This is a genomic window from Caldithrix sp. (assembly GCF_056497305.1).
Genome location: NZ_JBSMDE010000147.1, coordinates 1 through 13,775, shown reverse-complemented (window position 1 = coordinate 13,775; position 13,775 = coordinate 1). Strand labels below are relative to the sequence as shown.

6 protein-coding genes are annotated in these 13,775 nt (G+C 43.4%); 5 read left to right on the top strand and 1 reads right to left on the bottom strand.

Going from position 1 to position 13,775, the window contains the following annotated elements; genetic code table 11:
• Window positions 1-810: 810 nt before the first annotated feature.
• From ACWB0I_RS12390 to ACWB0I_RS12380, 3 genes are all read left to right on the top strand, one after another.
• Window positions 811-1,509 (top strand): hypothetical protein, encoded by a 699-nt coding sequence (locus ACWB0I_RS12390; RefSeq protein WP_479388380.1) that lies wholly within the window; start codon window positions 811-813, stop codon window positions 1,507-1,509.
• Window position 1,510: 1 nt separating this feature from the next.
• Complete coding sequence (locus ACWB0I_RS12385) at window positions 1,511-3,697, top strand: TonB-dependent receptor (RefSeq protein WP_479388379.1); 2,187 nt, start codon at window positions 1,511-1,513, stop codon at window positions 3,695-3,697.
• 569 nt (window positions 3,698-4,266) lie between these two features.
• Window positions 4,267-7,032, top strand: a complete 2,766-nt coding sequence (locus tag ACWB0I_RS12380; protein ID WP_479388378.1) for a cytochrome c3 family protein — start codon at window positions 4,267-4,269, stop codon at window positions 7,030-7,032.
• 63 nt (window positions 7,033-7,095) lie between these two features.
• Here ACWB0I_RS12380 and ACWB0I_RS12375 read toward each other — a convergent pair whose 3' ends face one another.
• Window positions 7,096-7,929: a menaquinone biosynthesis family protein gene (locus ACWB0I_RS12375; RefSeq protein WP_479388377.1), complete on the bottom strand. Its 834-nt coding sequence runs from the start codon at window positions 7,927-7,929 to the stop codon at window positions 7,096-7,098.
• Window positions 7,930-8,356: 427 nt separating this feature from the next.
• Between ACWB0I_RS12375 and ACWB0I_RS12370 the strand changes: the two genes are divergently transcribed.
• Both ACWB0I_RS12370 and ACWB0I_RS12365 read left to right on the top strand, forming a co-directional pair.
• Complete coding sequence (locus ACWB0I_RS12370) at window positions 8,357-12,235, top strand: response regulator (RefSeq protein WP_479388376.1); 3,879 nt, start codon at window positions 8,357-8,359, stop codon at window positions 12,233-12,235.
• 14 nt (window positions 12,236-12,249) lie between these two features.
• The coding region (locus ACWB0I_RS12365) for a class I adenylate-forming enzyme family protein (protein ID WP_479388375.1) at window positions 12,250-13,775 on the top strand (1,526 nt) is incomplete at its 3' end.

Sequence of the window (13,775 nt, the reverse complement as noted above, 5' to 3'; positions counted from 1 at the left end):
TTATCAAATAAACGCTCTTGATGGGTACGTATACGCTTCATTTGACCTGCCCCTTCTAATTAGTTTAACTCAAGTCTACTTAGTTTTTCAGTACAGGTCAAATGAACTAATAGGTAATTTTTAATTTTTAATTTAAAAATACTTCCCTGTGCTCTCTGTGGTTGTTTAAATCCCCAAGGAAGGTTTTTGGTTGCGGCTATGCTGCCTTAGAATACTTCCTTCAGAAGATGTAATGCAATAGCGTGCGAAAATTTTTGTGCCGTGTGGTGGAGTGAAACTGTTGAATTGTTGATTTGTTGAATGGTTGAATGAGCATCGGGCTGACATAGCGAATTCCCATTGTTCGTGAATGGTATTTCCAACATAGGTGAGAAAATTCCCCCACCAAGCCTTTCCCCCTCTCCCAGATTTTTATTCTGGGAGAGGGGGATCGAGGGGGTGAGGGCTAATTCGTGAAATGACTTCTGCTGTTGGAAGAGTAAAGTTAAGAGTAAATGAGTATAAGAGTTAAAGGATTCCAGGGCACCGGTCAGTCATTTTTTAAAGAAATTTTTTGGTTGCGGCTCTGCTGCCTTAGGAATTGTTTGCCAGTGAAAGGGATTCCGACCCCGCTGAAGCGAGGTCGGAATGACACCCGTTACGGTCCTTTGCCTTTCAGGGCACTAATTGCCCTTTCACAAAATAATTCGTAATTCGAAGTTTTTAATTACAAAACACTCTTTTGTACATTTTTCAAAAGGTTCTTATACTTTAATTTGGATTTTAAATATTTAGTGATTTATATTCCAATGGAGCTAATTTAGGAAAATCATGAAATTCTGGATCGCATTATGTAAGATTTTTGTCATCACTTTGTTTTTGTCTTCCTGTAAAATGGATGAGTTCACCAGCTACAAAGTCGAATCCATTGAACAAAACACCTCTCTGCGCCTAACGGGCTCGGTTTACAACTATTTTACAATGGAACCGGTAATGGCGGCTAAAGTTACCATTGGACATCGCCTGACGATAACCGATGGCCAGGGACATTTCGTCTTGCAATATCCTTTAAGCGAATCTGAAAAGAGAAACAAGCCCCCTGTAGTCTTAATCACGGCGCACAATTATTACGATTTACAAGATTCGGTTTTTCTTTCTCCTCGGAACACAATTTTCACTTATTACCTGCGCTATGCGGCTCCCATTGTTCAGGAGATGGCTCTGGTCTCTCAGCAAAGCTTTGACTATAATTACATTTGCCAGGCCGTGGTCATTGATTATCAAGGAATTTCTACCATTCAAAAGGTAAAGGCGGTTTTTTTTAACCAATATATCCCCAATGATTCCCTGATAGTGGAACTCTCATTAAAAAGAAGCGTGAGCATGCGCGAAGGGCATTTCCAGGCCCGGTTTGCCTTTTCTAAGTGGCAGCCTACCTGGTTTTACATTGAAGCGACCGATCAGGAAGGGTTTTCGGATCGCCAGACAGGACCAGTGCGCTACAATAATAAGCTAATTTTTGAGCCCTGAAATGCTAAGACGAACGCACACTAAATTGCAAGGATTGTGGCTCATTTTGTTGATTTTTGCCTTTTGTCGCCAGACCCTGGCACAAAGAGAGATTAGTGGTCGGGTTTTAGACCTGGAGACCAGTCGTCCTTTGATTGGCGCCGACATTTACCTGGCCAAAAGCAAGCTGGGCACAGTCAGTGATGGCGAAGGATTTTTTAAACTCCACTTACCTGCCCAACACGCTAAAGATGATTCTTTAACCATTCACTATGTAGGATACCATAAACGTTCTATCCCTTTAAAAGATGTTTCTCCGAAAACGATTTATTACCTTACGCCTTTAAGACTGCAACTGGAAAAGCCAATCGAAATTGAAGCAGAAAGAATAGATCTGAGTCGTTTAGACGTTCCCCATCTTACGCAGTCTATCCAGGCCCGTCAGATCGAACGCTACGGTTCCGCTGAATTGTCCACCGTTCTTAAAAGTATGAGTTCAATTCGTTTGCAGGGCAATGAAATTGACGGCAAACAAATCCAGATACGGGGCAGTAACGCCAATGAAGTTAATGTTTTTCTGGATGGCGTTTTGCTAAACGATTTAAGCAGTTCAAATGTTGCAGACCTCTCGATAGTGCCGGCAGATCATCTAAATTCCATTGAAGTTCATAAAGCGGCCAATATGCTGGTCAATGGTAATGGCGCTTTTGGGGGTGTGATCAATCTCATTACAAAACAACCCAGTAGAACAGAGGCCGAACTTAAATTTCGCCTTGGTTCTTTTAACAGCCAACAGTATTTTGGAAGTCTGGGGCTGCCTCTGGGTAAAAACGTGGTCTTGGCTTATTATGGACAATGGGCCAAAATGAATCCTACTGTTGAATTTTTCCCGGATGAGACTCTGGCCGATCAAAAAACAACAAATGATCATATTAAACAGAAAAAATTCAATCACTATCTGAATTTAAATTTTCAGATGAAAGCAATGGCCATAAAATGGAAGGCCTTTTATTACGGATTGCATTACCAGAAACCCGGCTGGGAAGATCGACGATCTACCCTTGTTTTGAGCAATCAGAACCAATTGCCCGGCGCCTTTCATCTGACGCTCAACTATTTGCAGACTAAAGATGAAGTAACCCGTTACATTTTTAGTTCTTCTAAAGATTGGTATGATTATCTTTCGCGACGACTTAATATCCGACTTTTAAAGACCTTTAAGGTCAAACGAGGAACCATTCAGGCTTTTACAGAATACTGGCATGAACGGTTAAGCCGCGGCTCCTCTGTTCAGGATTCAAACCGCGTTTTACCGCTGGAAAAGATTTATTTTTACGACAATCGGGCCAGCGCCAGTGTTCTGTACCACTTCGCTGAACAACACAACAGAATAAAGCATCTTAACTGGCAAGTTCACTTTGGCTTTCGCGGAGATTTAAGCGCCAGTGGGTATCGCGACATCAGTAACGCACTGGGCGGCGTCATTAACTGGCGGAAAAATAATCAGAACTGGCAATTATTGCTCAGTTACGGCCGTAATGTTCGCTACCCCACGCTTTTTGAGATGGCTTTAAACCGCGATTACACTGTGTTTACTTTAAATGACACCACTCAAAAAAAGCTGGAGGCAGAATACAGCCAGTCATTTGACCTGGGATTAAAGATTGTGGTGGATTATTTCTCCCATCTTTTACCTCAGGCCGAGTACAATCTCTCTTTCTTTTACAGAACGGTTTACAACAAATTGCTAAAACAACCCTTTGGTCAATATCTGATTCAGGCCCAGATCGGCAGGAGCCGAACTTCAGGCTTTGAAGTTTCTGTAAAATTAAAAGAAATTCTGGGTTTTGCTGATATTGAGAGCGGTTTGACACGTCTTTACATTAGTGATCATTTATTGTACGAATTTAAACCCCAATTGCGCTACAATGTGATGGCCAATTTTTCACGCTCCTATTTCAACCTGAGTTTAAATTACTTTTTTGAAGGCAAAAGTTATGGTTGGTACTACGATCAACTAAACCGATTGCGCACCAGGACTTTGCAAGGCTACAATGATTTAGATCTCTCTATGAGTGTTCAAAGCCGTCATTGGCCCATTAATCTGCGTTTGCAATTTTCTGCCTACAACCTTTTTGACCACGCAGGCTACAGATATTACTACCTGAATAAACGTTTTTTACAATTTACATTGAGTCTCATCTACTAAAGCAGCAATGCCGCAACCTTTAAAAACCGCAAAGGGCTCAAAATAGTAATTTTAATTAAAAATTACGAATTACGAATTAATTTGCGAAGGGGCACCTTATGCCCAGGCGGTGAGGAACCGTGCCGGCATGTCATTCTGAGAATCCCTTACATTGGCAGACCAGTCGAAAGAGCAACGTAACTCGAGCTTCAATCCGCGACTTTGTGAGGGCGAAGCATTTATGGCGAGCTTTTGTTTTAAAACCCATCCCCCCGGCCCTTTTCCCTTTAAAAGATGGAAGGTGGAGTTATAATCTTTACAATGTAAATTTTGATTTTTAAATGTTCATCTACTCAAACGTTTGGGATTGCCCTATAATTAGGCAGCTTAAAAATTTTTGCATCCCGCTAAGCGGGATTATAAGTTTTGAGGGAAATATTCTAATCTCAAAGTCAAAATGACAGCTAATCCCGCCTTCTCTGGCTGCCTTTTTTAATTATGAAAATGTTTTCATAAACACAAATTATTATTGAATTAAAGTCCTTAAATTATTAATCTAAAATTGCAAGTTTCAGTTTGGATTTAGGGATATGAAAGCAAAGATTTTACTGCTATTAGTCTGTTTTTTTATTTCGCCGCTTTTTTCTGCTGAAAATGAAACCTGTCTTGAATGCCATTCCGATCCTGAATTGACCACGGAACATGGTGGCCAGGAGGTGTCATTATTTGTTGATCAGCAAATTTTTGCTCAATCTGTCCATGGCGATCTGGAATGTGTAAGCTGCCATGCCGACGCTGATGTGGAAGAGTTTCCACATCCGGAAAGGCTCTCTTCTCCGGCCTGTGGCGATTGCCATGACACCGAACAGGAACAATATGAAATCGGCATGCATGGCCAGGCTTATGCTGCCGGCAAACAATATGCTCCTTCTTGCTGGGAGTGTCATGGTAAACACGATATTTACCGATCAAGCGATGTGCGCTCCCGAGTGTTCAAAATGAGCATTCCGGTACTTTGCGGTCGGTGCCACAGAGAGGGCGCGCCGGTGGCCAGAATTTACAAAATTCCTGAACACAACATTCTGGAAAACTACAGTCAGAGCATTCATGGGGAAGGCCTGTTTAAAAAAGGGCTAACCGTTACGGCCGCCTGCGCCGATTGTCATGGTGCCCATCAAATATTGCCCCACACCGATCCGCGTTCTTCGATTGCTCCGCAAAACATCGCCCGAACCTGTAAAAAGTGTCATAGCCGCATCGAAGATGTTCACCTAAAAATTATTAAAGGAGAAAAGTGGCGTAAAGACCCTTCGGCAATCCCCACCTGTACCGATTGCCACATACCACACAAAGCACGTAAAGAATCCTTATTGCTAACCCTGTCTGATCGATCTTGCTTAAAATGCCATGGACACAAAGAGATTTATAAAGTTGTTGCCGGACAACAGGTCTCCCTTTACAGCGATAAAGAAGTTTTAAAGCAATCCATTCACCGCGATGTTCCCTGCGTCAAGTGCCATTCTGATGTGGACCCAAGTTTACAGCGTCCGTGTAAAGCTGCCGGACCAGTCGATTGCTCCAGTTGCCATATCGATTTAGGCGAGCAATATAAAAACAGCGGTCACGGAATAGCCCGATTAAAAGGCGTTAAGGAGGCACCGGATTGCAAAACCTGTCATGGGACCCATCTGGTCCTGACGAGTAAAGATGAACGGTCACCGACCTTTCGGGCCAATGTGCCAGCACTGTGCGGTAATTGCCACCGGGCAGACCGAAAAATTTCGGCCATGGATAGCCTGAGCCAACACAATGTTCTGACAGATTATTCGAAGAGCATTCACGGACAGCGCCTGAAAAAGCAGGGGCTATTGCCAGCGGCTATCTGTTCCGATTGTCACACCGCGCATAATGTGTTAAGTCATAAAAATCCGGAATCGTCGGTGCATCCTCGTAACATTCCGGCAACCTGTTCTCAATGTCACCTGCGTATTTATAAACAATTTGCCAGCAGTGTGCATGGTAAAAATAATCGGGAAGATAAAAATTTACCAACCTGTACTACCTGCCACTCTTCGCATTCCATTCAATTTGTCGGTAAGGACAAATTTGTGGTAGAGGTAACCAGTCAGTGCGGTAGTTGCCACAAAAAGCTTGCAAAGACCTATCAGGAAACCATGCATGGCAAAACCTACAAGTTAGGATATTTAAAAGCGGCTAAGTGCTCCGATTGCCATACCGCGCATCATATTCTACCGCCAGACGATCCGCGCTCAAGTTTAAGTATTCATAACATTAAAAAGACCTGTCAAAAATGCCATGAAGATGCCTCGGAACGATTTACGGGCTATTTGACTCATGCCACGCACCACGATCGCAACAAATATCCCTATCTCTATTACACGTACAAAGCAATGACCTTTTTGCTGGTTGGAGTATTTTCGTTTTTTGGATTACACACTCTCTTGTGGCTGCCCCGTTCCATTGAAAACTACAGGCGCAGAAAAAGAGCGCAGAGCGAAAAAAAGGCTAAATATTACATTAAGCGTTTTGATCTTTCGCACCGGATTACCCATCTTTTTGTGATAGTGAGCTTTTTATCTCTGGCTACCACCGGAATGATGCTTAAATTTTCCGGAATGCCGTGGGCTAAATTTTTGGCTGATTTAATCGGCGGTGTGGAAGTGGCCGGCACCATTCACCGCATTGGCGCTATAGTTACATTTGGTTATTTCATTGTCCACCTGTACCTGATCCAGAAACGTAAAAAGGCCAGCGGTAAAAATTTCTGGCAGTTTATTACCGGCCCCCATTCCATGATGTTCAATAAAAAGGATCTGCAGGATTTTATTGCAACGATCAAATGGTTCCTCTGGTTAGGGCCGCGGCCTCAATACGGACGTTGGACCTACTGGGAAAAGTTCGACTACTTTGCCGTTTTTTGGGGCGTTGCGGTGATCGGTTTATCGGGATTAATGCTCTGGTTCCCGGAATTCTTTACTCATTTTTTGCCAGGCTGGTTTATTAATGTGGCCGGCATCATCCACAGTGATGAGGCCTTGCTGGCCGTTGGTTTCATTTTTACCATCCACTTTTTTAATACCCATTTACGACCTGAGTCCTTTCCCATGGATAAGGTGATTTTTACGGGATTGGTTCCTGTGGAAGAGTACAAAGAAGACCGACCGGCGGAATATGAGTACCTGAGATCTCAGGATAAATTGAAAAAGGTTGTGGTCAAAGGCGCGACTAATAAGAAAAAAGAGCGTTTCATTTTTGCCATGGGGATGACCTTTTTAACGATCGGAGTGGTGATCATTGTGCTGATTATCTATTCGATGCTGTTTGGCTACAAGTAAAAAAATCCCTCTCTTCAGGCTTTGTGCTGTGAGGAGAGGGATATAATTGTAAAGCGCGAACAATTAATCCTCTAAAAACTCAACCTGAGGCTTCTTTTTGATCAGGCCTGCCTCATAACCTTTTTGAAGCAATGTTCTCACGGCCTTACGTCCGATCTCTCCATAGTCCAGGGTCCAGTGATTGACATACATCCCCACAAAGCGGTCTGCCAGGTCCGGGGCCATCTCGCCGGCAAACTGCAGGGCATATTCCAGCGCCTCTTTACGGTGGTCCAGAGAGTATTGAATGCTTTGCCGGATCAGGCGAGAAACGTGTTTCATGGTCTCCAGGCCCAGATCTTTACGGATCACATTGCCTCCCAGCGGTAAAGGCAGATCGGTGGTTTCGTACCACCATTCGCCCAGGTCCACTATTTTCATCAGGCCTTTGTCAGCATAGGTTAACTGTCCTTCGTGAATGATAAGGCCGGCTTCAAATTTATTCTCCAGAACTGCGGGCATAATTTGATCAAACGGAACCACCTGGTAACGCACCTCAGGCAAATAGAGCTTTAAGGCCAGAAAAGCGGTAGTCATTTCGCCGGGCACGGCAATGATCTTGTTTTTTAACTGTTCTCTGGTAAGATTCTGCCGGGCAATGATCATCGGCCCATACCGGTCGCCCATCGAGCTTCCGGTGGGCAGCAGCATGTATCGGTCAGCTACACTGGGATAGGCATGGATGGAGATGGCCGAAACCTCGTAGGTGCCTTTCAGCGCTTCTTCATTTAGAGTCTGGATATCTTTCAAAATATGCTCAAAGACAAAACCGTTGGAGTCTATCTTTTCTTTGGCTAATGCGTAAAACATAAATGCGTCATCGGAATCGGGACTGTGCGCAATGCGAATTTTTTGCATGATCAACCTTTCTGTTTCGTTCTGTTTTAAAAAAGGTAAACTTACTTGTTTAAGACCTTCATTTCAAATCTTTTGAGATAGACCTTTACCTAATAGTCCCCCTTCTGGGAGGGGGTAGGGGTGGGTTTTTCTAAAAAGAAAAAAGAAAAAAGAAAAAGGATTAAAGATGAAAGAGCTGGAAGGCAGTAATCGGCACGAGAAGATTTTGCCCACCCCTTAGGTTCTGGAATGTCATTTTTAGGCATGCTTTGCCGGACCAAAAAATCCATTTGACTTTTGGCGTGCCCCATTGCATGCTAAAGAGTTAAATATTTAAAAAATGTATTTAAACAAACCATCAAAATCTGGCCCTTAAATATTAAAAATGTTAAACAAACATCATTCCAGGCCGATAAAAAAGCAAGAGTAAAAATACCGGATCGTTTACATGAAAAAATTGTACTTCATTCTCATTTCACAACTTTTAGTCTCCTTACTTTTTGCTGAAACCTTTTCGGTGGAATATTACCATTACGAAGATGGTCTGCCTTCGGATTTAATAAAACAGGTAGTCCAGGATGATTCCGATTTCATCTGGATTGCGACCGACAATGGATTGGTTCGATTTGACGGCATCCATTTTAAGGTATTTAAGCAAAAATTACCGAGTAACTACGTTAAAGGCATTATCAAAATTGACTCTGGAGAATTGCTTGCCTGTACAGATTTGGGGGTGGTTCGCATCCTTAATCGGCCATTTCATGTTAATATGGATACGTTTTTGTTGGGGCAGCATGCTCTAACCGATAGCATGCTGTATTATCCTAAAACGATTTATAGGGATTCAATGGGCATTTTGTGGCTGAGCGAACCCAATTCTGTTGTCCGGTTAGCGGACGGAAAGCAAAAGCGCTTTAAACGATATCTCTTTCCTGACAGAGTGGAGTCAGGCAGTTACCTGAAGTCATTCTTCTTTTTAGAAAATAATCTGGGGCAGATGTTTGTTTTTTCGCAGACTGGATATGCTTTCTATTATGATCGGAAGGCAGATCGTTTTAAAGAGATTCCCTGTTTCCCTAGACCGCGCGTCTGGAACATCAACACCGTGTTGAAATTCAAAGGGCAGCACGTTTTACTGGGCGCTTCAGATGGTATTTATGAAGTGAAACAGCTTTCCAGGGCAGCGATCAAAATCAACAAATTGTATCGCTTGAACCATGTGCAGGCCTTGAATTTTGATTCCAACAGCGGTTTATTGTGGGTTGGCACATCGGGTTCCGGAGTTTATTACACCAACGGTCTTGAACACAGAGCGCCGCTCATCGCCTTGCCGGACTTTAAGCTGAAGGTTATCAACGACCTATTTATTAGTAAGGCAGGTCAGGTTTGGGTAAGCAGTGATAATGGCCTGGCCTTAATTTACCAACCGCTTTTTGAGCGCATTATTGACTTTTCCAATTATGCTGTGCAAAATCTGGCCAATACAAAAGATCAGCGGTTGGTGGCAACAGACGGTCAAACGATCTACCAGGTGTATCCGGATGGGAACACCCCGACTATTCGTCTTCTATGGAAGAATCCGGGAAAGGTTATTTCCAGTTTGACGGCTACAGAAGGTCTTGTTGTGGCCGGCCATTTTGATGGCAACTTAACTTTGCTTTCGCCAGATGCTGTAAAATCTTACTCTCTGAAAAAAGACAATGCTATTTTTTCCATGGCTTTCGGTTCTTCTCATAGACTCTGGCTGGTTCAGGGAGATCTGCCGTTTGTCACCAGAATCGATCGGTGGATGCGGGCCATAAACTACGATTCGGAAAAAGGGATAACTTCCCGCCCACTGGTCATAAAATCGTTTAACGGACGGATTTTAGTGGGAGCTGTGGGAGATTCAACCTACCTCTATGAGTACTTGCCCCGTAAAGATCGATTCAGTAACATCAGTTTACCAATCAAGACCAACAATCATACGCCCATCGAGGTTAATGATATTTCGATTTCTCCGGATTCTACTATTTACCTGGCCACCAATAAAGGGCTGCTTAAAATTCGCCAACAAGAGGCCACGTTTCTCCAACTGGAGCGGAACAAAATAGCCCGATCGATTACGGTCGATCGGAAGGGGAGAATATGGGCAGGCACGGAACACGGTGTTTACTGCTTGTTAGATACGATGCAGGTGTACTTTGACGAGCTGGCGGGATTTAAAAATCAAACGTTTGCTTTTCGATCTGCAGGACTCGATGCCCGGGGACGAATTTATCTGGGCACCTATGATGGCATCTACCGGCAGCAGGTTAATTCCTTTGAAATACAGCAGACATCCAGACCGCAAATAGTTGATCTACGGTTGAATGAGTTGCAAGCAGTTGAATTAGAAGAGTTACGAAAAGGAATTGAATTCAAATCTACTTTAAGATTTTTAGTCTCGGCGCGTATGTATCCTGCACAAAAAATTGTTTATCAATGGCGTTTGTTGGGGCTGAACAACACCTGGTCGCCTAAACGACAAAATCCGGAGATTTTGGTTAGCAATCTACCGGCAGGCTCGTATCGTTTACAGATCAGAGCCCGGCAAATCAGTTATGCCTGGAGCCCGGTCCTGACCATTCCCATTATGGTTAAAAAACCCTGGTACCTTTCTAAATGGATGTGGATTCTAATTATCTCAGGCTTTATCTTATTTGTTTTGATTTCTACGCAGTTGTTTTACGAACGACGCACGCGTAAGCAGATCGCTTCTGACCTGGAGAAGAGCGAGTTCCAGTTGAATTCCATTGTGAACAATACACCGGTTGTGTTGTTTATGCTGGATAAAGAGGGAAATATAATTTTTGCACAGGGCAGCGGCTTAAAAGAGCTGGAAAAAGAATACCGCCCGTTACTGAACTTAAATCTGTGTCAATTGAGTGACGAAGCATCGGAACTTTCGGAGGATTGTCAAAAAGTGCTGAATGGTCAAACCTTTGAAAGCGTTAGAAAATTAGGTAATAAATACTACCGATTCTGGTTTTCGCCCATGAAGGATCAAAAAGAAAATATTACCGGAGCACTGGGCATCGCCATTGACATAACCGAGTTGAAAGAAACAGAAACACGATTACGTCGGGCTATTATTCAGGCCGAGGCTTCCAATAAGGCCAAATCGGAATTTATTGCCAACATGAGTCATGAAATCCGCACCCCATTAAATGCCATCATTGGGCTTAGTGATCTCATGGATCAGGACAATCTTACGGAAACACAAAAAGAATTTTTGCAAACAGTACGTTTTTCGGCTCGTGAATTGCTAAAGATTATTAACCAGATTCTGGATTTTAGCAAAATTGAATCGGGTAAACTGGAACTGGAATTTATCCCTTTTGATCTAAAAGCGCTTGTGCACAACATTGCCAATGCCTTTTCCATAATGGCTCAGCAAAAAAAGCTGGAGTTTAAGCTGGAATGGGATGAACGTAATCCGCAATTTGTGGTTGGGGATCCCACGAGGCTGGGACAGGTGTTAATTAATTTGTTGGGCAACGCCATTAAATTCACCGAAAAAGGAGGCATTACTTTAACCGTTAAAAAACTGAATGAAACCGATGAAGATGCCGATCTTTTGTTTGTTGTAAAAGACACAGGCATAGGGATTCCGGAAGAGAAGATGGACAAAATATTCGGTTCCTTCGAACAGGTCGATTCGTCATTAACGCGAAAATATGGGGGCACGGGGCTGGGATTAACCATAACTTCGCGCTTAATCGAAATGATGGGCAGTAAGATAAGGGTGGAAAGTAAAGAAAATAGCGGGACGACCTTTCAGTTTGAATTAACTTTTCCAAAAGTAAAGGATCAGAAGATCGAAGAATTACCTGATTTTTCTATTTTTCTGACCCATGAAAAACCGAAAATTTCCGAACACCTTTTAGAAAAAGAAGAAGAGAAGCCTTCACAAAAAAGCGAAGAAACCACGATTCTGCTGGTTGAGGATAATGTGATAAATCAACGCGTGGCCAAACGCATGGTAGAAAACATGGGCTACAAAGTGGATGTTGCCAATAACGGTCAGGAAGCCTTAGAAAAGCTTGTGCAGAAAAAATATGATCTGGTTTTGATGGATGTGCAAATGCCGGTAATGGATGGATTACGGGCCGCGCAGAAGATCCGCGTTAAGGAGATTAACTCAGACCAACATATTCCTATTATTGCGATGACTGCACACGCCCAGAAGGAAGACAGAGATCGCTGTCTGGAAGCGGGAATGGACGATTATCTCTCGAAACCCATTAATATGAAAATTCTGGAACAGAAGATCAAACAATATTTAAAAGACAAACCAAATGCATAAACATGGAGTGCAAGATGGCTTACACAAAATTTGTACATTCCTTTTTGGAAGATAGCGCACAGCGCTTTCCGGAAAAAGAGGCCTTTTTCGCTCAAAACAACTGGTACACCTATGGTTACATTGAACAAAAGGCTAATCAGTTAGCACACTTTTTGATAGACCTTGGGGTTCGCAAAGGCGATCGTGTGGCTTTTTATCTGGAGAATTCGGTTGAATATGTGATTACCTATTACGCGATTTTAAAAATTGGGGCTATTACGGTGGCTTTAAACACCGAGGCTACGGCCATGAATATCGATTACATTTTACAGGATTGTGGGGTTCAGAATTTAATTATTGGCCAAAAATTTTACAGGCGCCTGGAATCGTTAATCCACAAGTCTTATTTAACGCATTTTATGATCTGGAGTGGGGGGAAGTTGAAAAATGCTCCTGATGATCCCAAGATCAAATACCTGCCAAAGAGTTTCAAATCATTTGCTGAAACAGCCGTGGAGCGAAAAATTATCGATTTAGATGTGGCCTCCATTGTTTACACTTCGGGGAGTACCGGTCAACCGCGCGGCGCCACACTCACGCATTTAAATATCGTTACAAACACACGCTCTATTGTCGATTATTTGCAGCTGACCGCTGATGACCGTGTGATGGTCGTTCTGCCTTTTTATTACATCTACGGGAAATCATTGCTCAATACGCATTTTTTTGTAGGTGGTTCTGTTGTGGTGGACAATCGCTTTTTGTTTCCCAATGTGGTGCTTAAAACCATGCAGGAGCAAAAGGTGACCGGCTTTTCCGGCGTGCCTTCCACTTTTACGATTTTATTACATCGCTCCAATGTGCGGAAAATGAAGTTTGATTCATTGCGCTACATCACTCAGGCTGGCGGGGCTATGGCCCCGGCCGTACAAAAAGAAGTAGCCCGGGTTTTTGCTCCGGCTAAATTGTTTATTATGTATGGCGCAACCGAGGCGTCGGCGCGGCTGTCGTATCTGCATCCTGAAGATTTACCCCGCAAGTGGGGCTCGATTGGCAAGGGCATCCCCAATGTGGATTTATTCATTGCCGATGCCAATGGCAAGCGTTTGCCGCCCGAAACCCAGGGCGAAATTGTAGCCCGCGGGGCCAATATCATGCTCGGATACTGGAATCATCCCGATGAAACACGCAAGGTATTGAAGCATGGGCTGTACTACACGGGAGATATTGGCGTGATGGATGAGGAGGGGTTTATTTATGTGGTGGGACGCAGTAAGGATATGATTAAAATTGGCGGGAATCGGGCCAGCGCCAAAGAGATTGAGGATGCGTTGTATGAGCATCCTCAGGTAGCCGATGCGGCGGTGATCGGCGTGGCCGACGATACGCTGGGCGAAGCGCCTAAAGCTTTTGTTGTTTTAAAAGATCAAGAATCGACCCACATGGAAGAGACCTTGCGCCATTTTCTGGCAAAGCGTCTGGCCAGTTATAAAATCCCCAAATATTTTGAATTCAGAGAAAACCTGCCCAAAAATAAATCGGGCAAAATTCAAAAGCTGAA

Bases quoted from the DNA above. Each gene is read 5' to 3' on its own strand.
- ACWB0I_RS12390 (WP_479388380.1), top strand. From the start codon at position 811: ATGAAATTCTGGATCGCATTATGTAAGATTTTTGTCATCACTTTGTTT.
- ACWB0I_RS12385 (WP_479388379.1), top strand. From the start codon at position 1,511: ATGCTAAGACGAACGCACACTAAATTGCAAGGATTGTGGCTCATTTTG.
- ACWB0I_RS12380 (WP_479388378.1), top strand. From the start codon at position 4,267: ATGAAAGCAAAGATTTTACTGCTATTAGTCTGTTTTTTTATTTCGCCG.
- ACWB0I_RS12375 (WP_479388377.1), bottom strand. From the start codon at position 7,929: ATGCAAAAAATTCGCATTGCGCACAGTCCCGATTCCGATGACGCATTT.
- ACWB0I_RS12370 (WP_479388376.1), top strand. From the start codon at position 8,357: ATGAAAAAATTGTACTTCATTCTCATTTCACAACTTTTAGTCTCCTTA.